At 38.6% G+C, this 24226-nt stretch carries 19 protein-coding genes; 9 read left to right on the plus strand and 10 right to left on the minus strand.

The genetic code is table 11. From position 1 onward, the window contains the following. Positions 1–41: 41 nt before the first annotated feature. The 3 genes from J2X77_RS07245 to J2X77_RS07255 form a co-directional block, all read right to left on the minus strand. Positions 42–1322, minus strand: a complete 1281-nt coding sequence (locus J2X77_RS07245; RefSeq protein WP_310079894.1) for a hypothetical protein — start codon at positions 1320–1322, stop codon at positions 42–44. Between the two features lie 311 nt (positions 1323–1633). Then, positions 1634–2266: a response regulator transcription factor gene (locus tag J2X77_RS07250; protein ID WP_209579173.1), complete on the minus strand. Its 633-nt coding sequence runs from the start codon at positions 2264–2266 to the stop codon at positions 1634–1636. Between the two features lie 11 nt (positions 2267–2277). Continuing rightward, complete coding sequence (locus J2X77_RS07255) at positions 2278–4524, minus strand: ATP-binding protein (RefSeq protein WP_310079896.1); 2247 nt, start codon at positions 4522–4524, stop codon at positions 2278–2280. Between the two features lie 154 nt (positions 4525–4678). Between J2X77_RS07255 and J2X77_RS07260 the strand changes: the two genes are divergently transcribed. Both J2X77_RS07260 and J2X77_RS07265 read left to right on the plus strand, forming a co-directional pair. Further along, a complete protein-coding gene (locus tag J2X77_RS07260) occupies positions 4679–5008 on the plus strand; it encodes a multidrug efflux SMR transporter (protein ID WP_310079898.1) in 330 nt (109 codons plus the stop codon). Between the two features lie 53 nt (positions 5009–5061). Beyond that, a complete protein-coding gene (locus tag J2X77_RS07265; RefSeq protein WP_209579170.1) occupies positions 5062–6360 on the plus strand; it encodes a DEAD/DEAH box helicase in 1299 nt (432 codons plus the stop codon). Positions 6361–6408: 48 nt separating this feature from the next. Here J2X77_RS07265 and J2X77_RS07270 read toward each other — a convergent pair whose 3' ends face one another. The 3 genes from J2X77_RS07270 to recQ form a co-directional block, all read right to left on the minus strand. Continuing rightward, positions 6409–7509, minus strand: coding sequence for an SGNH/GDSL hydrolase family protein (locus tag J2X77_RS07270; RefSeq protein WP_209579169.1), 1101 nt, complete (start codon positions 7507–7509; stop codon positions 6409–6411). 84 nt (positions 7510–7593) lie between these two features. Continuing rightward, positions 7594–8409 carry a 3-deoxy-8-phosphooctulonate synthase gene (kdsA, locus tag J2X77_RS07275; RefSeq protein ID WP_209579168.1) on the minus strand — a complete coding sequence of 272 codons (816 nt, stop codon included), beginning with the start codon at positions 8407–8409 and terminating at the stop codon, positions 7594–7596. A 14-nt stretch (positions 8410–8423) separates the two neighbouring features. Beyond that, positions 8424–10613, minus strand: coding sequence for a DNA helicase RecQ (recQ, locus tag J2X77_RS07280; protein WP_310079903.1), 2190 nt, complete (start codon positions 10611–10613; stop codon positions 8424–8426). 101 nt (positions 10614–10714) lie between these two features. Here recQ and J2X77_RS07285 point away from each other — a divergent pair, with 101 nt between their 5' ends. The 4 genes from J2X77_RS07285 (at position 10715) to J2X77_RS07300 (ending at position 13910) form a co-directional block, all read left to right on the plus strand. Beyond that, positions 10715–11680: an SIS domain-containing protein gene (locus J2X77_RS07285; RefSeq protein WP_209579166.1), complete on the plus strand. Its 966-nt coding sequence runs from the start codon at positions 10715–10717 to the stop codon at positions 11678–11680. 98 nt (positions 11681–11778) lie between these two features. Further along, entirely contained in the window at positions 11779–12153 is a 375-nt protein-coding gene (locus tag J2X77_RS07290; RefSeq protein ID WP_209579165.1) for a DUF1573 domain-containing protein, read from the plus strand. 98 nt (positions 12154–12251) lie between these two features. Continuing rightward, complete coding sequence (locus tag J2X77_RS07295; RefSeq protein ID WP_209579164.1) at positions 12252–13451, plus strand: pyridoxal phosphate-dependent aminotransferase; 1200 nt, start codon at positions 12252–12254, stop codon at positions 13449–13451. A 165-nt stretch (positions 13452–13616) separates the two neighbouring features. Continuing rightward, positions 13617–13910, plus strand: a complete 294-nt coding sequence (locus J2X77_RS07300; RefSeq protein ID WP_209579163.1) for a hypothetical protein — start codon at positions 13617–13619, stop codon at positions 13908–13910. Positions 13911–13977: 67 nt separating this feature from the next. On the opposite strand, the gene cmk is transcribed toward J2X77_RS07300, so the two are convergent. The 3 genes from cmk to topA are packed head-to-tail and all read right to left on the minus strand — an operon-like array spanning position 13978 to position 17488. Continuing rightward, complete coding sequence (gene cmk, locus J2X77_RS07305) at positions 13978–14673, minus strand: (d)CMP kinase (protein WP_209579162.1); 696 nt, start codon at positions 14671–14673, stop codon at positions 13978–13980. Then, positions 14673–15086: a hypothetical protein gene (locus J2X77_RS07310; RefSeq protein ID WP_209579161.1), complete on the minus strand. Its 414-nt coding sequence runs from the start codon at positions 15084–15086 to the stop codon at positions 14673–14675. Before J2X77_RS07310 ends, cmk begins: the two co-directional genes overlap by 1 nt. A 2-nt stretch (positions 15087–15088) precedes the next feature. Then, positions 15089–17488 (minus strand): type I DNA topoisomerase, encoded by a 2400-nt coding sequence (topA, locus tag J2X77_RS07315; RefSeq protein ID WP_209579160.1) that lies wholly within the window; start codon positions 17486–17488, stop codon positions 15089–15091. 376 nt (positions 17489–17864) lie between these two features. On the opposite strand from topA, the gene J2X77_RS07320 reads away from it, so the two are divergent. Next, positions 17865–18782, plus strand: a complete 918-nt coding sequence (locus tag J2X77_RS07320; protein WP_209579159.1) for a glycerophosphodiester phosphodiesterase family protein — start codon at positions 17865–17867, stop codon at positions 18780–18782. A gap of 87 nt (positions 18783–18869) precedes the next feature. Here J2X77_RS07320 and J2X77_RS07325 read toward each other — a convergent pair whose 3' ends face one another. Then, a complete protein-coding gene (locus J2X77_RS07325) occupies positions 18870–19682 on the minus strand; it encodes a patatin-like phospholipase family protein (protein ID WP_209579158.1) in 813 nt (270 codons plus the stop codon). Positions 19683–19790: 108 nt separating this feature from the next. Here J2X77_RS07325 and J2X77_RS07330 point away from each other — a divergent pair, with 108 nt between their 5' ends. Then, positions 19791–20495: a DsbA family oxidoreductase gene (locus J2X77_RS07330; RefSeq protein ID WP_209579157.1), complete on the plus strand. Its 705-nt coding sequence runs from the start codon at positions 19791–19793 to the stop codon at positions 20493–20495. A 69-nt stretch (positions 20496–20564) separates the two neighbouring features. Further along, positions 20565–24107: a chromosome segregation protein SMC gene (gene smc / locus J2X77_RS07335; RefSeq protein ID WP_209579156.1), complete on the plus strand. Its 3543-nt coding sequence runs from the start codon at positions 20565–20567 to the stop codon at positions 24105–24107. The last annotated feature ends 119 nt before the right edge of the window (positions 24108–24226 follow it).

A 24226-nucleotide genomic window follows, 5' to 3' on the forward strand; every position in this document is an offset into this window, starting at 1 on the left:
CAAACCATTAAGTAGTCGAGAAAGTTTGTCCTTTATACGTTTTAATGCGAATAGTCTTTTAGAGTACCTTCCAGAACCAATCGATCCTGTTTTACGACTTTTAGACTAAGGATGAGATCTGAAACAAGGGTTTTCAGTACTAAAATGGTCGACACTTTGACTTCATTTGGCCAGTCCGCCAGATGAATCGCAACATGAGATAACACATCAGTCTTCTTATACTTCCCGTTTAGTCTGTTTACGTCCTGTGATGTCGACAATATACTGAATCCCTTATCTTGCTTTTTAAACCATTGGTAGAACAGCTTATTTGGCAGAAACTTGTTGAGGTTACTATCTCCCCGCATGGTAATTCTTATTTCTGGAACAAGTGTGTTATATAGCGTTTTCTCTTCGACCGTTTCAAAATTCTCATCAACCGCATAATTGATAATAGTATCCGTCTGAGTTACCTTATTTTTTAATATTTCAATATCAATATAACTACCGTCCAAATGTTTGATAAGAGAATCGGTCATCATCGGAAATTCTGCAAACGCTTGTTTTAGTTTATTTTTCAGTTGATTCGTAGGGATATTGACCCAAGCTTTTGCAATATATTGTGTCGATGCAAGTTCCCTGACAAGGAACTCTTTCGGAAAGTTCCAATTTTTTGAGGTAAATTCACCATAAACATCAACTTGATCACCTTTCAATGTGAATTCAACATAATTTTTAGTGGATAAATCACTATAACGTACAGATTGGCCGGTAAGTGTGCTCGGATCGGCGATAAATTGTTTAATAATTACCATATCGCCTTTTGATTGAATGAGCTGCAGCATCTCTTCCTTCTTTTTATCAAGATCAAAACCTACACCAATCAATAAATCATTTCCTCTACACACAAATGCCATTTTATTCGCCCGATCATACGCATACGTCATCCCGGAATCGTCGCCTCTTTCGATAGAATCTACTTGTATGACTTCTTTTAGAAAAAATAAGAATTGCTGTTTATCCTTTAGCTGAAAAAAAGCATAAAAATTTTTTGGATGTTCCTCCAAAGCAAAAAGAAAGACATTCGCTTTAATGTCAATGCCATTATCTTGAAGTTTACTTAGCCTTTTGCCGAAATTCAAACTTTCTTTTTGTGATATCTTCCATTTATTAAAAAACTGATTCAACAAAATATCATCCAATGATACCGTTAATAATGCTTTACTTTCTTTATGGACCAATGATTTGTAAGACTCTTGCTGCCTGAGTATGTATATTCCCCATACGGTAATTATCAAAAGTATAACAATCCCTATCGTCCAAACTATTGTCTTTTTTATCATATCGATTCAATCTATAAGTGTGAGTTGCCTATCTAATACCCGTCAAAAGGGAACCCTAGTCTTCCAATGAATTAAATCTATCGCGTTGGATACGCTAACAGAAACCTATACCACACTATGTATGGTTGAAGCAAACTCAATATAAAAATCCTACAATTCAGCTAATGAAACTATTTGCCTTTTTGACATAAAGTATGTGTTTAGTTTTCAATATTGGAGTTTGACACGTTCAACCTAAAAATAACGAGATCAAAAATATCAATCAAATAGCGCTTTTTTCACCCCTGAAATCAGGGAATTGGTAATTCCATTTAAGATTCTCGAATTAAACCATATTCCAGGGCAGATTTTACAGCGGCAGTAACGCTCTTCGTTTGAAATTTCTCCATTAGATTTTTGCGATGACTTTCTACTGTGTGCGAACTGATAAAGAGAGATTCAGCAATTTGATTAGTTGTCATACCTTTCGCTACGAAACGGAGCACTTCTTTTTCACGACGTGTCAATTTTGGCACCTGCTTTAGCCCTATCTCCGATTTCTTATTCAAAATAGTACGGGTTTTCTCACAGATATAGCGCTTTCCAACAATAACATGTGAAATAGCAGTCAGTATTTCATCGCCATTTGCATTTTTCTGTAAATAGGCATCGGCTCCCTCGTTTAGAATACTATTGATGACAGCAAATTCATTGTGTACACTAAACGCGATTATTTTCAGACCATTGTTATTCTCTTTCAAGCCTTTAACTAAATCTATTCCGTTAGCGTCCGGTAGATTAATATCGAGGAGCAGTACCATTGGCATGTCTACAGCAATATTCTTCGACAGCTCGGTTGCGCTAGAATACATGCCGACAACTTCAAAATCTTCATGCGCGTTGATAATGTTTTTCAATCCTTCAAGCAACAAGGGATGATCGTCTGTAATCGCTATTTTTATCATTTTTCTAAAAGTTAAACCATGGGTATTTCCAACTCTATCGTAGTACCCGAGCCGTAATCAGACATAAGCTTCATTTCGCCGTTTAAAAACGAAAGTCTTGAACGCACATTATGCATTCCTGCTGCATGCTGCAAATCGACACTTTCTATATCAAAACCCTTGCCATCATCTTCAATTGTGATATGTAAACGCTCATTATGTGAAGAAAGCTGTATTAAAATATTGGAAGCACTAGCATGTTTCAATGCGTTATTGACCAATTCCTGAATAATTCGATATAAAGAAATTTCCTGTTCAGTACTCAACGTTGATTCAAATTGTAGAAATTCGCATTCAACGAGACATGTAACCTGGCTCATACGACTTGCATAGTCTCTTAAAGTCTCCTTCAAACCATATTTCACAATTAGATCAGGCATAAGGTTATGGGCAAGCCGACGAAGTTCATCTACCGCCCCATCCAACAGACCAATGCTTCGATCTATTCCTTCCTGTACGGATTCCTTTTCTAAAGTAGCCTTATTAAGCTCCGATAAACCTAACTTCGTACTAGACAGTAAACCACCCAACCCATCATGCAGGTCACGGGCAAGGCGCGTCCGCTCCTTCTCTTCCCCAGCGAGCATTGCTGTCAGGCTTTCAATCGCGTGTTGCTGATTTTTCTTTTCCATTTCTAATCGATGCAAATGCTCCCGCTGTTTCAATGCATTGGAACGCTGCCAATAGGCGTAAAATAGCAAAACGATGACAACCAAACAACTAATAAATAACCAAATATAAATCGAATTCATTCGCGACTTAAAAGCAATTTTCTTTTTTGACACGTCAAGCTCTTGTAAACGTTGCGTATTTTCCAGTCGGCTTAATTGCAAATCTTGCTCCTTTTTATCTCTTTCGAGTTGTAATACTTTAAGCTGCTGGGTACGATTCAGTTCATTCAATTTCAAATTCTCAACCAGTTGATGCTGTCTGTCATTCAAAGCTTTCATCAACTTAATCTGCTGTTCCTTTTTCTCTCCCTCCAAACGAAGACGCATTAACTTTTGGTTCTGTAATTCTCGCTCAAACTTCAGCTCCAGCTGTTTGGTCTTATCTAGTTTATCCGAATTAAAAGCTTTTTCAAATACATCAATATAGCTTTTTTGATAGTTGAACGCTTCTTTATATTTTCCTTCTTCAACACTTACTTCAGCCAGTCTGCTAAATAGACTTAACCCGACCTGATAATCATAATGCGGCTCTCGATTAAGATTATCCAAAGCTTTTTGCAGGTATTTCTTACCTTCATCACGACCGCCAGCTTTGAAAGCTTCATCCGCGAGGATACCATAAGCGGGTATCGTGATGGCATATTGTCCAGTTTCAGCAGCGATATCTAAAGCTTGTTTAGCGTAGGCTATCGCTTTTTTAACACCACTATCCGAATAAAACTCGTGGTATAAATTTGCAAGATTAACGGAAACATAGGCTAGATCCGTTGGATTGATAAGATGTTTATCATTCTTGTTCACCAAGCTATACGCATCAAGATAGTGTTGTTCAGCTTTACGCAATAGATCAAAATTCGCTTTATTTAACCTGTACTGTTCTTCAAACAAATAACCAGCTTGCATGTAGGCATCAAATAAGCTATTGACATTCCCACCTGCTTTAGCCGTTTCCAACAATAATGAAGTATACTTTTCTTGAAAATCATAATTACGCTGATTGGCGTAGATTGCTGTTAGTTCTTTATAAACGGCCAATTTACGAGCGATATTTGCCTCTGTCTGCGGTGCCTTCTCTAAATAAGAAATCGCTTTGTGAAATTGGGCAACTGCCTCATCTTCTCTATTCTGCCGTGTCATAATCCATCCATCACAGTAATATACATATCCTTTTGTTCCATTTTCATTGACAATCGGAAGCACAGATTTAGCATGTTCCAAATAAAATCTCGATTTTTCAAAAGCATGATCATTAAAGCTATTCATCGCAGCAATACAATTCAAGTAAGCATAATACTGCTTATCAGGATAGTTTCTAGCCAACTGAATATTGTCATGGAGTAGTTGACCAGCCAGGGCTTTATCATTATTAAAATACAGGGCCTGTGCGTATTTTCCCGTCAGTACAAACCGCTCTCTGCTTCCTAAAGGAAGATTGTAATACGATTTCTTTAACTCCTGCAGCTGTTCTTGCGCAAATACAGCACAACATGGACACAGAAAAAGAAAAAATATTAGAATTGAATACCAAATATTCTGAACATACCCCATAAAATCAATTGTTGTAGCTAGCTATGTGAATAGTCCAAACTTAGATAAATTTAGCTTTATACACAATAAATTATCGAACATACAAGTTAAACAGATGCGCTCGATATGCAAATCAGACGGGACTTGCTAAACAAAAAATCATACCTTTGCTACAATGAAGTATATCTATTTATTTCTTGCTATAGCTGCTGAGATCTTCGCAACCACTTTCCTCAAAAAGTCTGCAGGCTTTACCCTGATAAAACCTACTATTATCAGTATTGTAGGGTATATCATTGCTTTCTACTTTTTAAGTATCACCCTGAAATATTTACCTGTGGGTATATCCTACGCAATTTGGTCAGGAGTTGGAATTGTAGCGATTACACTGGTGGGTATGTTTTTATTTAAACAGATGCCCGATACAGCAGCCATTGTTGGTATGGTCTTAATCATCGCTGGAGTCATCGTTATCAATCTGTTTTCAAAAATGGGAACACATTAGGTGATGTAAGATCTAAATTTGTATTTTTGTAACTTACATAAATTAAAGGATACGTGTCGTTAGAGAAACTAAAACTTAGCAAAAGATTGACTGCTACGATGACTGAACTCGGTTATCTGGCTCCAAAGGAAATTCAGAGTAGGTGCATTTCCAGAATTCTTGGTGGACAGGATGTCATTGCCATCGCTCCTGAAGGAGCTGGTAAAACCACAACTTATGTTTTAACCACCTTGATGAAGTTGAAATTCACAACAGATGAAGCTCCAAAGTTTTTGATCTTGGCGCCAAATGAAGAACGTATCGACGAAATCGTTGAAAAGTTCCACCAACTAAGCAAAAATAGAGATCTTCGCATCATTGGATTACGCGCTTCAGGCAGTATGGAAGAGGAAATCGGAGAATTAGTTGATGGAAAGGACATTGTTGTAGCTACACCAAATCGTGCTAGAGCGATTTATCTTAAACTAGCATTAAATCTCAATCGAATTCAGACGTTAATTATCGATGATGCAGAAGAGATTATCAAACAAGGGATGCAAACGCCCTTACGCGAATTGGCAGAAAGCTGTGGTAAAGTGCAACATATCGTGTTCAGTACGGTTGAACACCAGAAACTTTATGACATGGTAGAGAATTTCATGAATGAAGATTATGCCGTCATAGAGGTAGACGAACTCGAAAACGATACTGTTGACACCTTGGATTTGCTCGTATATCATGTCCCTAATTTCACAACAAAAATCAATTTATTAAATCATCTGCTGCAAGATAAAGAAGTATTTCAGAAAGTAGTCGTTTTTGTAAACACCAAACTTACGGCTCAGAAATTAGCCAGTCACTTATTCAGCAGCAATAAAGAAGAAATTGCAGTACTCAATCCATTATTTTACGACGATTTCGGTTATGAAGCCATTGAAGACTTCAAAGAAAATAATCTATCTCGTGTATTGATCATTGCGAGAGAAAACACAAATGATATCGATCTTTCCGCTATTCCGTTCGTTTTCCAATTTGAATTACCAAATGAAAAGGAACAATTCTTAAATCACCTCCTCAAGAATGAAGAGAATGAAGAAACGATAATACTGACTTTTGCTACGGACCTGGAATTACCTATGGTGAAAAAAATCGAACAGGCCGTTGGTAAAAGGATGGACATATTAGAGCTACCCGAAGATGTTTCCATATATAACTCGACCACCGATAAGAAGAAAAAGGTCAATAAGGAAGAAGACCAGACAGATAGTTCTCGTGGAGGAGCATTTCACCAAAAGAAAGAAAGCAATGCCAAAACTTTTAATTATGGCGGCGGTGAAAAAGCGAAAATGACCATGAAAATGAAAAAGAAATAGAAATTCAAAAAGAATTACCACTAAAAAGGGAAGTCCAAACTTCCCTTTTTAGTGGTAATTTAAAACTTTTCTCAACAACTTTATATAAGCATTTGCAATTCTTTCCATCCCTTCATCATTTGGATGCGCGTAGTCAACCGTAGAGTTCAGATCCAAATTAAGCTCTTGACTCGATAACAAAAAAAGCTGGCGAACACCCTTTGACTGTAATTTGTTAAACGTGGCTTTCAATACCCGGCTGCTTTGCTGATATTCAGCATTTTTATCTTCATTAAAAACCTGTTCAATATTTCCAGAACTGTGTTGTGTCAAAATAATAGGCGTAGTCGGATGTTCTTTTCTTAAAAATGTTACCGCATAGACCAACAAAGAATCCAACTGCTTTTCTGTTAAAAACTTCGAAATAGCGAGATTGGGAATACAATCCAGGACATAACAGGCAGCATCCACACTATTCATCACATTCAAAATTGGCTTTTCCAATCGGCCATTTCCCGAGAAACATAAGTTTATTACTTCGTGATCAAATGCACGTCCAACTTGATTGGTCCAAGCCAAACCTGGCCGACTCGTACAGGCCCCCTGGCCAATTGATGTTCCATAGACGACTATTGGCTTTTTTGGAGTAGTATGCGTATATGAAAATTCGGCTGTGCTTGGAATACCGATTTTTAACCACTTAACTGTATTATATAATGGAAGATATAAGCGATAATTAAACTTTTCATTACGACCGATATTCTTCCATTTATAAGAGACGGTGTCCGAAAAATCATAGTTGCCATATGCCCATTTCCATTCCTTTTTTGCTGTATCAAAGGCATAAAGATCCACGCCGCTGACAGCAGTTGTTGGCATGTGTGGCATATTGAGTCCGCCGGCCACCTGATACTGAACAGTAATCTCTGGAGAAGATGTCTGAAAGTCGATATAGAAACCCGCACTATTCTTACCTAGCTCCCATACAGGTTTTCGTACTTGACTTTCCAATTGATCCGGAAGCCGGTTGAAGGCAGAGAGTTTCTGATTTGCCAATCTACCCTGTACATGCCCATCTTCAAGTGGTGAAAACCAACGATAATTCTCCTGCGATTTGATAACAGAAAAAGATAACAGTAAATATACTGTCAACACTATTCTTGAGAACATACAATAACGAATTTTAAGTTTGATAAAATTGATTATTAAAAAAGGAGCCTATTGGCTCCCTTTTGTTGCGATTTATTTATTATACTATAAAATAGCTTGTCTAATTCGTATCAGTTTTTCCATCAAACCTTCAAGCAAATCCAAATGCAGCATATTTGCTCCATCAGACTTCGCATTTGCTGGATCGGGATGGGTCTCTATGAAAAGACCGTCAGCTCCCACTGCGATTGCTGCTTTCGCTATTGTTTCAATTAAAGCTGGCTTCCCTCCCGTTACTCCAGAAGTCTGATTCGGCTGCTGCAAAGAATGTGTACAGTCCATTACTGTAGGCACATTAAAAGCACGCATTTCAGGAATTCCACGATAATCTACAATAAGATCCTGATACCCAAATGTGTTGCCACGATCAGTTAAAAAAACCTTTTCATTGCCCGATTCCAAAATTTTATCGACTGCAAATTTCATTGACCCGGCACTCAAAAATTGTCCCTTTTTGACATTAACGACCTTATTTGTTTTTGCGGCAGCAACTAGCAAATCAGTTTGCCGGCATAAAAAAGCCGGAATTTGAAGAACATCAACATATGCAGCAGCCATTTCTGCCTCATGGCTTTCATGAATATCCGTCACGGTCGGAACACCAAAGGTATTACCAACCTTTTCCAAAATTTTCAATGCCTTTTCATCACCGATACCCATAAACGAGTCGAGGCGAGATCTATTAGCCTTACGGTAAGACCCCTTAAAAATATAGGGAATATTAAGTTTATCTGTAATAGTAACAATCTTTTCAGCAATACGCAAAGCGATTTCTTCTCCTTCAATCGCACAGGGTCCCGCCATTAAAAAGAAATTCTGCGATGTCCCGTTCTTAATTTCAGGAATGTATTTGTTAATCATATAATTATAAAAAATTAATTGCCAAGCTCTGATAAAAATTTTATCCGCATCAATTGGAGATCCTCATAGCTATAGTCATCGCCTCCAAGTTCTTTCAATGCATTGTTAATTGAATCAGTCTCCGCCGTCTTAAAATAGTCGTACACCTCATCCTGACGATCCTCATCAATAATCTCGTCAATAAAATAATTGATATTTATTTTAGTACCCGCATTTACGATGGTTTCAATTTCCTTCAATATTTCCTCATAAGTAATCCCCTTAGCCGAAGCAATATCATCCAAAGCTATTTTACGATCAATATTTTGAATGATAGATACCTTTAACGCGGATTTATTCGCTGTACTCTTAATGACAAGGTCCACAGGTCTGTCAATTTCATTTTCCTCAACGTACTCTTTGATCAAGGCAATAAAGGGTGGCCCAAATTTGATCGCTTTGCCATTGCCGACACCCTGAATCTGTTTCAATTCATCTATGCTAACTGGGTAATGCGTACACATTTCTTCGAGCGAAGGATCCTGAAAAATGACAAATGGAGGTAAAGCTTTTCCCTTTGCTATTTTCTTACGCAGGTCTTTCAACATGCCTAACAATACGGTATCTAAAGCTCCTGTACCATGCCCAGCATCGTCCGAATTTGTATGGTCGCTACCCTCTATAGGACGATTTATGACAAATTTTAGCTGATAAGGATTGGCTATATAATGCCTGCCAATATCCGTCAATTTTAAAAGACCATAATGATCAATATCTTTTTCAATAAAATTATCGAGAACAGCCTGTCTGACCAAAGACTTCCAATAGATAACGCCTTTGTCTTTCCCCTTTCCGAATAAGCGATGCTCATCATGCTTATAGGAAGACACCGGTTGATTATTTTGTCCCATCATCACGTTAATCACATGATGATCGTCAAACTTCTCTCCCTGTTCCTGAATAAATTCCAGTACATCACGCAACGATTCCTCTGCCTCAAAATATTCCTTCGCGGAACGACAGTTATCGCACATGTTATTACAACCTTGTTCATCGAAATTTTCTCCGAAATAATGAAGGATCTGCTTACGACGACAAACAGCAGACTCGGAATAATCGATAACTTCTTTTAAAATCTGTGTACCAATCTCCCGTTCAGCCACAGGTTTATCTTTCATAAACTTAGTGAGTTTTTCCACGTCCTTTTCGGAGTAAAAAGCCAAACAGTAACCATCTCCGCCATCACGTCCAGCACGCCCAGTTTCCTGATAATATCCTTCCATAGATTTAGGAATATCGTGATGAATCACATAGCGAACATCCGGTTTGTCAATTCCCATACCGAAAGCAATTGTCGCCACAATCACTTCGACATCCTCCATCAGAAATTTATCTTGCGTATCCGCTCTGGTTTTAGCATCTAAGCCCGCGTGGTAAGGTAAAGCTTTAATCCCGTTTAAGTTTAAAACTTCACTAATCTCCTCCACTTTCTTACGGCTTAAGCAGTAAACGATGCCAGTTTTCCCGGATTTTGTTTTGATAAAACGAACAATCTCTTTAACGACATCTTTTTTTGGCCTTACTTCATAATATAAATTACTGCGATTAAATGATGATTTAAATAAAACAGCATCATTCATCTGTAAATTTTTACGAATATCCGACTGTACCTTCGGGGTAGCCGTGGCGGTGAGCGCAATAATTGGAATATTCGGCCCTATTTCATTAATTACCTGGCGAATTTTACGATATTCTGGTCTGAAATCGTGCCCCCATTCGGAAATACAATGCGCTTCATCAACAGCAACAAAGGATACTTTTATCTGATGTAAAAACTCCAAATTTTCTTGCTTGGCAAGCGATTCAGGAGCAACATACAGCAACTTGGTTTTTCCAGCGACCACATCATCCTTAACCCTGGTAATCTCACTCTTATTTAAAGAAGAATTCAAAAAATGAGCGATACTGTCTTCGCCACCGAATGCACGAAGTTGATCTACTTGGTTTTTCATTAAAGCTATCAGCGGAGAGATAACAATTGCGGTCCCCTCACTCATGAGTGCAGGAAGTTGGTAGCAAATTGATTTCCCCCCACCGGTCGGCATAATTACAAATGTATCTCTTCGTTGAAGAATACTCGTTATAATAGCCTCTTGATCTCCTTTAAAAGTATCAAAACCAAAAAAATCTTGTAAATTGTCGAAAAGTGATTTTTCTATTTCCATTGCGCCTTGGGCAAAAATAAGATAGATAAATGAAGAAATAATCTTGAAAAATAATCTATTTTTGCAATCTATTCTAATACATAAAAGTAAGAGTATTTTTTGTGAAAAACAACTACGAAATAAAAAATATAGCTATTCAAGCTATTCAAGAAGAAGCCAAAGCAGTAGCTGCCTTAGCCCAATATATTGATGATGATTTTGTTACCATTGTTAATCGCATATTAAATCTGCAGGGAAGAGTTGTCGTTACCGGGATTGGCAAAAGTGCTATTATTGCACAGAAGATAGTAGCAACACTAAATTCCACTGGAACACCATCAATCTTCATGCATGCAGCTGATGCTATTCATGGCGATCTCGGGATCATCCAGCAAAATGATTTAATTATTGCCATCTCCAAAAGCGGTAATACACCTGAGATTAAAGTGTTGGTTCCCTTTTTAAAGCAAACAAAGAATGTACTGATTGCTTTGGTTGGGAATACGGAATCCTATTTGGCAAAAAATGCCGACTACATCTTGAACACCACAGTCGAAAAAGAAGCATGTCCCAACAATCTGGCCCCTACCTCGAGTACAACTGCGCAATTAGCCATGGGTGATGCACTTGCTGTTGTATTACAGGAATGCCGCGATTTCACGGACAGAGATTTTGCCAAATACCATCCTGGAGGAGCATTAGGCAAAAAATTGTACTTAAGGGTGGGCGACCTGTCTGATCAGAACGGAAAACCTAGCGTCCAACAACAGGCTACTGTCAGTGATATTATCATTACCATTACACAGTTTAGACTGGGTGCCGTGGCTGTACTGGACGAAGACCGTATTGTTGGCATTATCACCGACGGCGATATACGACGAATGTTGGAAAAACATACCGATCTAGCGAGAATTACCGCCGGAGATATTATGGGAAAATCACCCAAAATCATTGATAAAAATGAACTTGCGGCAAATGCCCTTCATATTATGCGTGAAAATAACATCACGCAGCTATTGGTATCCGACAAAAATTATTATGCCGGCGTTATTCATATTCAGGACCTACTTAAAGAAGGGATAATATAACTGTAATAAAGTTGTTAGATAGGAGATTAATTGGCAATAAATACTACATTTGGCATATCAGTTGTTCTATTTTAATCATAAAGTAATATCTTAGAAGCATGAAAAAGTATATAACAATTTTAGCAGTGATCATTTCCTTTATCGGTTTTTCGTCTATGCAGGCCGGCCAAGGGGAATTTAAGTTCGAAAAAGAAACCCACGATTTTGGAAAAATACCAGCAGGCACACCCGTTTCGTATAATTTCAAATTTTCAAATACTGGTAGTGAGCCAATTATCATTTCAAACGTTGTCCCAACTTGTGGTTGTTCTGTGGCAGAATTCACAAAAACCCCGATTAAACCGGGTGAAAGTGGCACCATCAAAGTGACATATAACGCAGCTGCCAAAGCTCCATTCACAAAGAGCTTTACAGTACAATCAAATACCAAGACTCCTGTAAAGACGCTCTATATAAAGGGTATAGTGGAATAATAACACTAGAAATATAAAACGAAAAAAGCCACATCATGATGTGGCTTTTTTCGTTTTATTTTGGTTAAATTTGCACGACTAATTTTAAAAAAACTATAATGCCAGTACTATCAGAAAAGGGGCTTAATATGCCTGCGTCACCAATCAGAAAACTGACGCCGTATGCTGATCAAGCAAAAAAAGAAGGTAAGAAGATATACCACCTTAATATCGGACAGCCTGATATCCAGACGCCTGAAGTGATGCTTAATGCTTTGAAAAATATTGAGTTCAAAGTATGGGCCTACACGCCATCTGAAGGTACTGCCTCGTATCGGAACAAATTAGCTGAATATTATAATAAACTGAATTATAATATCGAGCCTACAGATATATTGGTAACAAATGGTGGCTCGGAAGCCATTACGATCGCAATGCAGGCCTGCTTGAATGAAGGCGAAGAAATTATTATTCCGGAGCCGTTCTACGCAAATTATAACGGTTTCGCCTGCTCCTCAGATGTTGTGATCAAACCTATCATGTCATACATCGAAAGCGGATTTGCCCTCCCTTCTATCGCCGAGTTTGAAAAAGTAATTACGTCCAAAACCAAAGCGATCTGTATCTGCAACCCAAATAACCCTACGGGTTATCTTTATTCCAGAGCCGAATTAGAGGCTTTACGCGAGCTTTGCTTAAAATATGATCTTTACCTCTTCTCGGATGAAGCGTATCGCGAATTCTGCTATGACGGTAGAGAGTTTATTTCTCCAATGCACTTGGAAGGGCTCGAAAATAATGTCGTTATCTTCGATACGGTATCAAAACGTTACTCTGCATGCGGTGCCCGTATTGGATGTATCATTACAAAAAATAAAGAACTATACCAAACTGCACTTAAATTTGCTCAAGCTCGCTTAAGCCCTTCTCTGGAAGGACAGATTGCAGGTGAAGCAGCTGTTGATACACCCGACAGCTATTTTGAAGCTGTGTCGAAGGAATATACAGCGCGAAGAGATACCCTTGTGAAAGGACTGAATGCCATTGAAGGGGTCTATTCCCCAAATCCTGGAGGAGCATTTTACGTCGTCGCCAAACTACCAATTGACAATGCAGACAGATTCTGCCAATGGATGCTGGAAGAATTTTCGTATAACAATGAAACAGTCATGATGGCTCCAGCTACGGGTTTCTATAGCACAGAGGGAGCTGGTATAAATGAAGTGAGACTCGCCTACGTGCTTAATCAAGTTGATCTTAATAATGCCATGATTTGTTTAGAAAAAGCACTTGAAGTTTATCCAGGACGAACAAATTAATAACAAAATTAAAGCAAGTAGGAAAGGCGGACCAGCTATGGTTCGCCTTTTTCTTTAGCCATATTTTCATTCCTTTAAAAAAATGCCCCGTGTCCTTTTTTAAAAAAAACAAAACAAATTTTTGAAGCACCTTGTTCTTATTGTAGTAACTAAAAGATATTGCATATGGATAAATTGAAGAAATTCCAATTGATGGAAAAAATAGCAAGAGAATTAGAAGATGTCCGGAATAGTCAACAAGCTGTTTTAGAAAAAATAGGCAAAATCGAAGTTGATAACATCGAGCTAGGCGATAAAAATATTGAAAAGACAATTCCTGATATCTATCAACGTACAGCAGATAATTCGGATGCTATAAAAGCTCTTCTGGAATCATTTCAAGAGCAAACAGAGGAATTCGGAGAAAAAAATAATGTGAGTAAATTATTAGAACAACAGCAAATCAATAGTGTGAAATAGTAAAATTAAAAACACATAGAAGAAAAAAAGCGGGGGAGATTCATAAATCTCCCCCGCTTTTTTTCTTCTATGCTTGAGTTTTTGCAGCTCTCGCTTTCAAATATTCTTCTTCAACAAATTGCAATTGCTGCTCAGGTGTTAAATTGGAATTATCCAATACAATTGCATCTTCTGCTTGCCGTAATGGACTTTCTGCCCGAGTACTGTCGATACGGTCACGTGTTGCTAAATTTTCAACGACTTCTTCTAAAGTCACATCTTCCCCTTTTTCGGTTAATTCAAGGTAACGCCTCGCAGCCCGAACTTTAGGATCAGCTGTCATAAAAATCTTCAGATCAGCATCGGGAAAAACGGTAGTCCCTATATCCCGGCCATCCATAATAATGTTCCTTCTGCTTCCTAGCTTTTGCTGCTGCGCAACCATCGCCACGCGAACAGCTTTAATTGCGCTTACATCACTCACTTTATCCGAAATATACATCTGACGAATCTCTTCAGATATATCCTCATCATTTAAATGAATTTCCGTCTTTATTGCATTGGGTATAAAATCGATATGGATATCTTTCAGCGCGCTTTCAATAGTTGCCTGGTCATCCAGGGCGATGTTATGACGGATAAAATAGAGCGTAACGGCTCTATACATTGCACCGCTGTCAATAAACGCAAATTTCAGTTTCTTTGCTAAAGATTTGGCTAATGTGCTTTTACCACACGATGAAAATCCGTCTATTGCGATAATGAAATTGTGACGCCCACTCATTATTCGTTTCCTCCTATAATTACACCCGGCTGATTCACCAACGGAACTTTCATCAGGTTGCCATCTACTATGCTTTCGGGCAAGAAGATGTATTTCTTATCGTAAATGATGTTGTCGATATAGAAACTCACCCAATATTCGTTTGTCAAACCAAAAACCTGCTCGTCTATTGCTTCCACACGATCAAAAGATTTAGCGGCTATATTTCCTATAAAATGGCGTAAAGTAGTGGTAGTAACCTGACGTCCATCCTTTTCGCCATAGCCTTTTGAGCTGATCAACACATTCTGAATTGCGATGTTCTTATCATTAATTACATAAACGGTCCAGTTTTTTGTCTCTACGGTCTCGCCTTCCAAAACAACGGCGATCATAATGTCTTTGACAATATTTTCAGGCAAATCTGCTTTCATCCTTATTTAGACTTTGTAGTTTTCTTAGCCGGAGCCTTCTTTGCGGGAGCTTTTTTAGCTACGCTTTTCTTTTCTGTTGCTTTTGCTTTAGTAGCTTTACCTTTCGGTGCATCAGCCTCAGCCCATTTCAACACATCAGCATACGTTATTTTTTCAATTTCCGTCCCTTTAGGGATTTTCAAATTTTGCTTACCAAAACGAATGAATGGCCCCCATCTGCCCTGCTCAATTTGAGCTTCCTCATTTTCATCAAATACGCGAATGACTTTTTCTATATCTTTTTGACGCTTGTCTTTAATAATCTGTATTGCTTCTTCCTCAGTCACGTCCAAAGGATCCAATCCTTTCGGTATAGAATAAAAAGCCGAATTGTGCCGGATATAAGGTCCAAATCGACCCACCGCAACAGTCATCTCCTTATCCTCAAATAAACCAACTTTTTTAGGCAATTTAAAGAGCTCCATGGCATCCTCAAAAGTGATGGTTTCAATCATCTGCCCTTTACGTAAAGAAGCAAAGCGGGGCTTCTCCTCGTCGTCCGGAGAACCAATCTGTACCAATGGACCAAACTTACCGATACGAACCGAAACGGGTTTTCCCGAAACCGGATCGACGCCAAGTTCACGCTCATTATTCGCACGATCAGCATTTTCTAAAGTATCCTCTACTTCAGAATGAAATGGCCCATAGAAATCATGCAACATTTTTGTCCATTCCGTCAAACCATGCGCAATATCATCAAACTCTTTTTCGACATTAGCCGTAAAGTGAAAATCTACAATGCCATTGAAATGTTCAACCAAAAAATCATTCACCACAACACCGATATCCGTTGGGAACATTTTTCCTTTCTCAGCACCAGTAATTTCGGTTTTTGTGACTGCCGTTAATTCAGCATCCTTCAATGTCAGTACACGGTAATCACGCGATTTACCTTCACGCTCTTCTTTCACGACATAACCGCGATTTTGAATTGTGGAAATAGTAGGTGCATATGTTGAAGGACGACCAATCCCTAATTCCTCCAATTTTTTCACCAAAGCGGCTTCTGTATATCGTGCAGGAGGGCGTGTAAACCGCTCCGTTGCTGACATACTTTTCAAAGTCAATGGTTGACCGGCAGTTAACGGTGGAAGGATAGCATTATCACTATCTTCATCCACAGTATTTTCCTGATCGTCATCCAAAGATTCCATATAAACTTTTAGAAATCCATCAAACTTCATCACCTCTCCCGAAGCACTCAAATCTTCTGAGCGCGTTGATATGGAAATCTTTGCCAACGTACGTTCAAACTCAGCCTCACTCATTTGCGATGCGATAGCTCTTTTCCAAATAAGTTCGTACAACCTCTTCTCAGAAGCATCCCCATCGATGGTATGCTCGGAAAAATAGGTCGGACGGATAGCTTCGTGTGCCTCCTGTGCACCCGATGTCTTCGTTTTATATTTTCTGACCTTATGATATTGGTTACCATAAGCAGATTTAATTTCTTTTTCAGCCGCCTCAATTGCCGTATCGCTTAAATTGACAGAATCGGTACGCATATAGGTAATCCGCCCCGACTCATATAGCCTTTGAGCGACCTGCATTGTGCGCGCTACAGAAAATCCAAGTTTTCTACTGGCTTCCTGCTGTAATGTTGACGTTGTAAACGGAGCCGATGGCGAACGTTTGGCAGGTTTTGTTTCTAAATTTTTGACAGAAAACAAGGCTGATTTACAATCTTCCAAAAATTTGGTAGCCTCCGCTTCCGTAGCAAAACGCTGTGGAAGCTCAGCTTTGAAACTATCTTTAACTTTTCCAGTATGAAAGAACGCTACAATCTTAAAGGCAGCCTCTGGCTCAAATTTATTGATCTCACGTTCACGATCAACAATTAAACGAACTGCAACAGATTGTACTCGTCCTGCAGACAATGAAGGTTTAACTTTCTTCCAAAGAACTGGAGATAACTCGAAACCAACCAACCGATCCAACACGCGCCGGGCCTGCTGAGCGTTAACAAGGTTATAGTCTATTTTACGAGGATTGTCAATAGCTTTTAGAATAGCTGGCTTCGTAATTTCATGAAAAACGATTCTTTTCGTACTCTCATCTTTCAATCCTAATGTCTCAAATAAATGCCATGAAATCGCTTCTCCTTCGCGGTCCTCATCGGATGCTAGCCAAACAGTTTCAGCAGCTTTAGCCAATTTCTTCAGTTCACTTACAACAGCCTTTTTATCGGATGGAACTTCATACTTTTGTTCGAAATTATTTTCGGTGTTAATCGCATCATCGGTTTTCACCAAGTCGCGAATATGTCCATAACTCGACTTAACCAAAAAATCCTTTCCTAAATATCCTTCTATCGTTTTCGCTTTCGCTGGAGACTCAACTATCAATAAATTTTTCGCCATCTAATTTGAGATTTGTGCAAATAAAGGCAATTCTGAAAGGAATGGCAATAATTTATTGCAAAAAAGACAAAAAAAATAGATTTCATAACGATAATCGCCAAATCCCGCTGAAAGCAAAGGCCTCATTCCCCTATTCGACCAATACAAATAACAGACCGCACTACAGCAATTTGCTACCATCAAACATTACGATTCCATCAGCCGCTGATAAAACAGATTTGTACCAGGCTAATTAGCCTCAAAAAATGTGTTAAACACCTGCAAAACGAAATTTCTCAGCGATCTAAAAGACATGAAAAATAAGATATATCCGTATATTTGCACCTTCGAAAGGGCAATACAACAACCTTCCCTATTCTTTTAAATATGATAGACAATGAAAAGTAGTTTTCTCAAATTTGCCATTTTGGGCACATTATTACCATTTGTATCTTGTTCAGCCAGGAAAGAGTCTGTAAAAGCAAACTCAGACAATTTCCCTAAACTAAGTTTGGAAGCCCATCGGGGGGGCCGGGGACTCTATCCTGAAGAGTCTATCGCTGCAATGAAAAACGCGATAGACATCGAAAAAGTGACCACGCTAGAAATGGATTGCCATATCACCAAAGATCGCAAAGTGATCGTTTTTCACGATGACTATCTCAATCCCCAATTTGTATTGAAACCCAACGGTGCTGAAATTTCAGAAAAAGAGAAACCTTTAAAAGTTTATAACATGCTTTATCGAGATTTGATTAAATATGATATTGGATCTAAATTTTATAAAGCATTTCCGCAACAGAAAAAACAAGTGACACGTATCGCAAAACTGTCAGATCTTATTGATAGTACCGAAGCATATGCTCAACACAAAAGAAACGCTCCGATTTTCTACAACATCGAGGTTAAAAGTAAAGACGGTAAAGATGGTATCTTGCATCCTCGACTAGAAGAGTTTGTCGACCTAATCATTCAGGTTATCACAGATAAAAAAATCGCAACAAGAACCATCATTCAGTCATTTGACAGTAGAGCAATTAAATACCTACACAAGGCTTACCCACAGATCAGGGTGTCCTACCTCATTGATGGAGACGAACGCAAAAATGTCCAACAAACAATTACGGAGCTCGGTTTTACACCCTATATTATAAGCCCACAATATAAAATCGTGACAAACGATTATATTAAACAATGCCATAAGGCTGGCATCAAAGTAATTCCTTGGACGGTCAATACCAAAGAAGAAATAGAACAATTAAAAACGATGAAAGTGGATGGCATCATCAGCGATTATCCCAATTTGTTTCAATAAACAGATCGCTCGCATAAAATACTCAAAAAATTGAGCGCTCAACGATCTTCACCATTGAACAAAACAACGTCCGGATTAAAATTTATTTTACCCGGACGTTGTTTCTTTTAGCGCCTGCTCTATATAATCCTTTCCTTTTTGAACGAGAAATTCAGTCCGATGATAATCCCACAAATTACAGATATTATAAGGTATGTCAACAACGACGTCCGGGCGATACAAGTCGACTATCATCTGACTCATTTTCCTGCGCATCACATAGTAAGACGCCTGCAGGATATCCAATGAATTTGACGTCTTCGGATCGAGTTTTTTGATGACAGAATATTGTTTGTCTGGTTTCGATTCAAGATTAACCGCAATGATTAAATTTTCTTTCCTTGTCACATGATTTATGGGTAATGGATTCAGTACACCACCGTCAACATACACATGCTTGTTTTCTTCCACCGCCGTAAACACTGCCGGGATGGCGATGGAAGCCCGAATAGCATCATACATGCTCCCAAAATCCAGCACGACCTCCTTTTCGTAATTGAGATCCGTAGCCACAGCTTTGAACAAAATTGGAAATGTCTCTATATTACCATCAGGGATGACGGACTTTAATGCGTTGAACACCTTTACCCCCTTCATCATGCCCAATCCTCTCCAGCTAAAATCCATCATGTTAAAGACCGACTTCTTCGTCAACCGAAGCATCCAATCTTCTAAAAGATCCATCTTTCCTTGCGCATAAATTCCGCCAACGAGTGCACCTATAGAGCATCCAACAACCTCATTTATCTCAAAACCAAGCTCTTCCAACCGCCTGATGATGCCAATATGTACCAGTCCTCTAGCACCGCCGCCGCCCAGGACGAGAGTAACTTTACGATTCAAAAAAGATTTCTCTAACATGGATAAACATTAAATAATAATCTGTTGACATTCGAAAAACAATGTAAACAGATTATCATCGTTATTATATGTATTTTTGATTACAATATACGCAGTAAAAAAAGAAATATGAAAATAGAAATTTGGTCGGACATCATTTGTCCATTTTGTTATATTGGTCTGACAAAGCTCGAAATGGCACTTCAGGAATCCGCAAATAAGCCTGCGGCTGAAATTATCTGGAAATCTTATCAGCTTAACCCCGACTATCCCGAAGATGCACCGGCAATACCTACTTATGACTATCTCGTACAAACGAAAGGAATGAGTATAGATGATGTGGTTGCAATGACATCACAACTCAGTGCACAGGGAAGGGAGCTGGGAATTGCCCTGAATTTTGACAAAGCCGTTGTCGTAAATACACGAAAAGCGCATCGCCTGATCCATTTTGCCCAAGGCCACCAAAAAGGTACGCCAATTAAGAAAGCGTTGTTTAAAGCGCATTTCACAGACGGCCTAAATATTAATGACAACCAGGTTCTTACGCATATTGCGACTCAATACGAACTTCCTGCTTATGCAATTCAAAACTTGCTCGAATCGGATGAGTTTGCTTACGATGTTGCGCAAGATATCCAAGAAGGCGTTAACTTAGGACTGCGGGGAGTTCCCTTCTTTGTATTCGACCGAAAATATGCCATCCCCGGAGCACAGCCCATGGAAGTTTTTAATAATACCATAAATGAATGCTTAGCAAGCCAATCTGCTCCGCTGCAACAAAGAGGTGAAGAAGGCCCTTCATGTGATCCTGAAACAGGAAAATGTGAATAAAGAAAGAAAAAAATCTTGTTTAATTTTACTATTTTCGCAAGCTTATAACGACAAACAAATTTGGTATAAATGCAGTTAACCAAACTAGAAATTAAAGGATTTAAGAGTTTCGGAGATAAAATCACGATCAACTTCAATGACGGTGTCACAGCGATTGTTGGCCCCAATGGATGCGGAAAATCCAATGTGGTCGATGCAATACGCTGGGTACTCGGAGAGCAGAGTACGAAGATGCTGCGCTCCGATAAAATGGAAAATATTATTTTCAACGGGACAAAAAATAGAAAGCCCGCAAATCTTGCAGAGGTATCGTTGACCTTCAATAATAACAATAATATTTTACCAACTGAATTCTCCACAGTTACTGTCACCCGAAAATTATTCCGAAACGGCGATAGTGAATATCGGTTGAATGATGTGAAATGTCGTTTAAAAGATATTACTGATTTGTTTCTGGATACCGGTGTGGGCGCGGATAGTTATTCCATTATTGAATTGAAAATGATTGACGAAATCATCAATAATAAAGATAACTCTCGTCGAAACCTATTTGAAGAAGCATCCGGAATTTCGAAATATAAAGTACGTAAAAAACAAACCCTAGCGAAATTAAGAGATACCGAAGCCGATCTTAGTCGTGTGGACGACCTGCTTTTTGAAATCACAAAAAACCTTAAATCGTTAGAGAATCAAGCTAAAAAAGCAGAGAAATACACCTTACTCAAGTCAGAATACCGACAGAGCAGTATCGATCTGGCCTATTATAAAATCGCAGATTTCTCGACAGAACTAGAACGGCTTCAGACACAAGAATCCAAAGTCCAAAAAGATGCACAAAATGCACAGCAGAATATCTTGCATGCGGAAAATGAACTCCAATCGCTCCGTCAAACAAATTTAGAGCAGGAAAAAAACCTGTCGGTACAGCAGAAAACGACACAGGAATTCGTAAATAAAATTCGTGGTTACGAATCTGAAAAAAAGATCAAAAACGAAAAGATTAAAAATCTCCAAGATAAAGAAAATCGTCTAAGCATCGATATTAACAGCGACAAACAACAACTTAATCACGTAGTCTATACCATTAAGCGATTAAATGAAGAGTTATTTGACGAACAAAATAAACTGGACGGATTAAAAAGTAACCTGGAGTCGAATAAATCAGAAGTTGAAGAACTGAGAGGGCAGCAACAATCTGCAAAAGGAAAGCTTGATATTTTTAATAAAAGTAACGCCGATTTACAAGCAAAGATCTATAAATTGGAAAAAGATCTTGCCGTATTTACGATACAGAAAGAGGCTCTTTTACAAGAACTAATTCGCAATAGTGAGGATACCGAAGCGAAAGAAAATGAATTACAACAGTTCAATTCCGCTGTTGTAGAGCTGGAAGGTCGTGTAGAAGCACAGCAATTACAGTACGATGCGGCAAATCAACTGGAAGAAGAGCTTCAGGGGCAAATCAGTCAATGTCAAGCAAACTTAGAAGAATTCAAAGCCCAACTTGCTAAGGACCTTCGTCTGGTAGATGCGAAACAAAACGAATATAATCTGACAAAATCTCTCGTTGACAATTTAGAAGGTTTTCCAGACTCCATCCGTTTTTTAAAGAAAAATGCAGGCTGGAAAAAACAACCTCCGCTTCTTTCAGATGTATTGTTTTGTCAGGAAGATTACCGAGTGGCTATCGAGAATTACCTCGAGCCCATTATGAACCATTATGTTGTCGATACACAACAGGATGCTGTTCAAGCCATTCAGCTACTAAGCGACGCCGCAAAAGGACGCGCAAATTTCTTTGTTTTAGATGCAATAACGACGACTCCTACCCCACCTCCTATACCGAATAATAATTTGATGTCGGCCTTGGATGTGATTACAGTAGACGAAAAGTACACGTCTTTGTGCACCTTACTGCTCCAACAGGTTTTCATCCTTAAACATGAGCATGAAAAAGAACTGGATGAGAAACTTCCCGAATCAGGACAGGTAATTTTGCAAAAAAACGGACGTTATGCAAAACATCATTTGGGTCTGTCAGGTGGATCTGTAGGACTGTTTGAAGGAAAACGTATTGGCAGAGCTAAAAACCTCGAAGTACTATCCCAAGAGATCAAGACAATCAACCAAGAAATTGTAAAACTTGAAAATAAGATAACGGCCGAAACAGCTCGTCTAGAAACCTTAAGAGGCAATTCCCAGAAAGAGCTGATCAATGAGTTGCGCTTTCAGTTCAACCGGCTCAATAATGAATTAATTACCGTCAAAACAAAGCAAGAGCAATATCAAACTTTCATCAGCAACTCCCAAACACGCAAAAAAGATATTGAGGAGAAGATTACAGCGATCGAGTCGAATTTAAAAATTACTGAGCCCCAAATACAAAACTTACGCCTAGAGAAGGAACAGAGCGTTATCGAGTTAGCGCTACTGCAAGATCAATTTCATGAAATCTCTGAAATACTCAACGAAAAATCGACTGTATATAATCAAGAGAATATTGCTTACCACCAACAGTTAAACAAAGTTTCTAATATCACCAAAGATCTGGAATTTAGAGAAACACAAAAAGACGACCACGAAATTCGTATAGAAAAAAATAGTGTAGAACTGGTTGAAGTGCAATCAGCGCTGCGCACCACCATTCCATTTGAGGACGATGAAGATCAAGATCTTATCGCCATGTACGAGCAGAAGATCGCATTAGAAGATGGACTGAAAGAATTGGAAGACAGCTATTATGCAGATAAGCAAAAAATCAATAACCTAGAAGATTCGTTAACGCAATTACGCCGTTCGAAAGAACAAAGCGATTTCCTTGTTTCCGAAATTAAAGATAAAAAAACAAGCCTTCAAATTGATTTGAATGCGTTAAAAGAACGCCTTTCCGTCGAATTCAACATTGAACTTAAAGACCTAATCGATCGAGAGGATGTACCTCAGCTTATAGAAGACCAAGCTACACTGGCGGCAAAATGTAGTAAACTCAAAAAACAGCTTGACGAATTCGGTACCATCAACCTGATGGCCAAAGAGGCTTTCGATGAGATGAATGAACGTTATGATTTCATCAATAAAGAGAAAGCAGATTTGATCGAAGCAAAAGGTTCTTTGATGGCAACGATCAAAGAAATCGACGACACCGCTAAAGTTCAGTTCATGTTTACATTCGATGCAGTAAGAAATAATTTTGTCAAAGTATTCCGATCGTTATTTAACGAAGAAGATAGCTGTGATCTGATCTTGACAGACCCAAGCAATCCTTTGGATTCAGATATCGATATTATCGCTAGACCAAAAGGGAAAAGACCATTGTCTATTAATCAGCTATCGGGTGGCGAGAAAACATTGACTTCTACTGCCTTGCTATTCTCACTATATCTTTCCAAGCCAGCGCCATTTTGTATATTCGATGAGGTGGATGCTCCTTTGGACGATACCAACATCGATAAATTCAACAATATTATCCGGGATTTCTCTAAAAACTCACAATTTATAGTGGTCTCGCACAATAAGAAAACAATCGCAAGCACAGATATCATTTATGGAGTTACCATGGTAGAACAAGGTGTATCTCGAGTAGTGGCTGTGGATCTACGGGAAGTGGCCTGACAACACAAAACAATATCTTAAAACAATGGCCGGGACTATAAATCTCGGCCATTGTTTTTTAATCAATCTTCAAATCCAGTACGATCGCTTATCTATTTGAAAGAAACATAATGCAATAC

This window comes from Sphingobacterium sp. 2149, assembly GCF_031455655.1.
Taxonomy (GTDB): Bacteria; Bacteroidota; Bacteroidia; order Sphingobacteriales; family Sphingobacteriaceae; genus Sphingobacterium.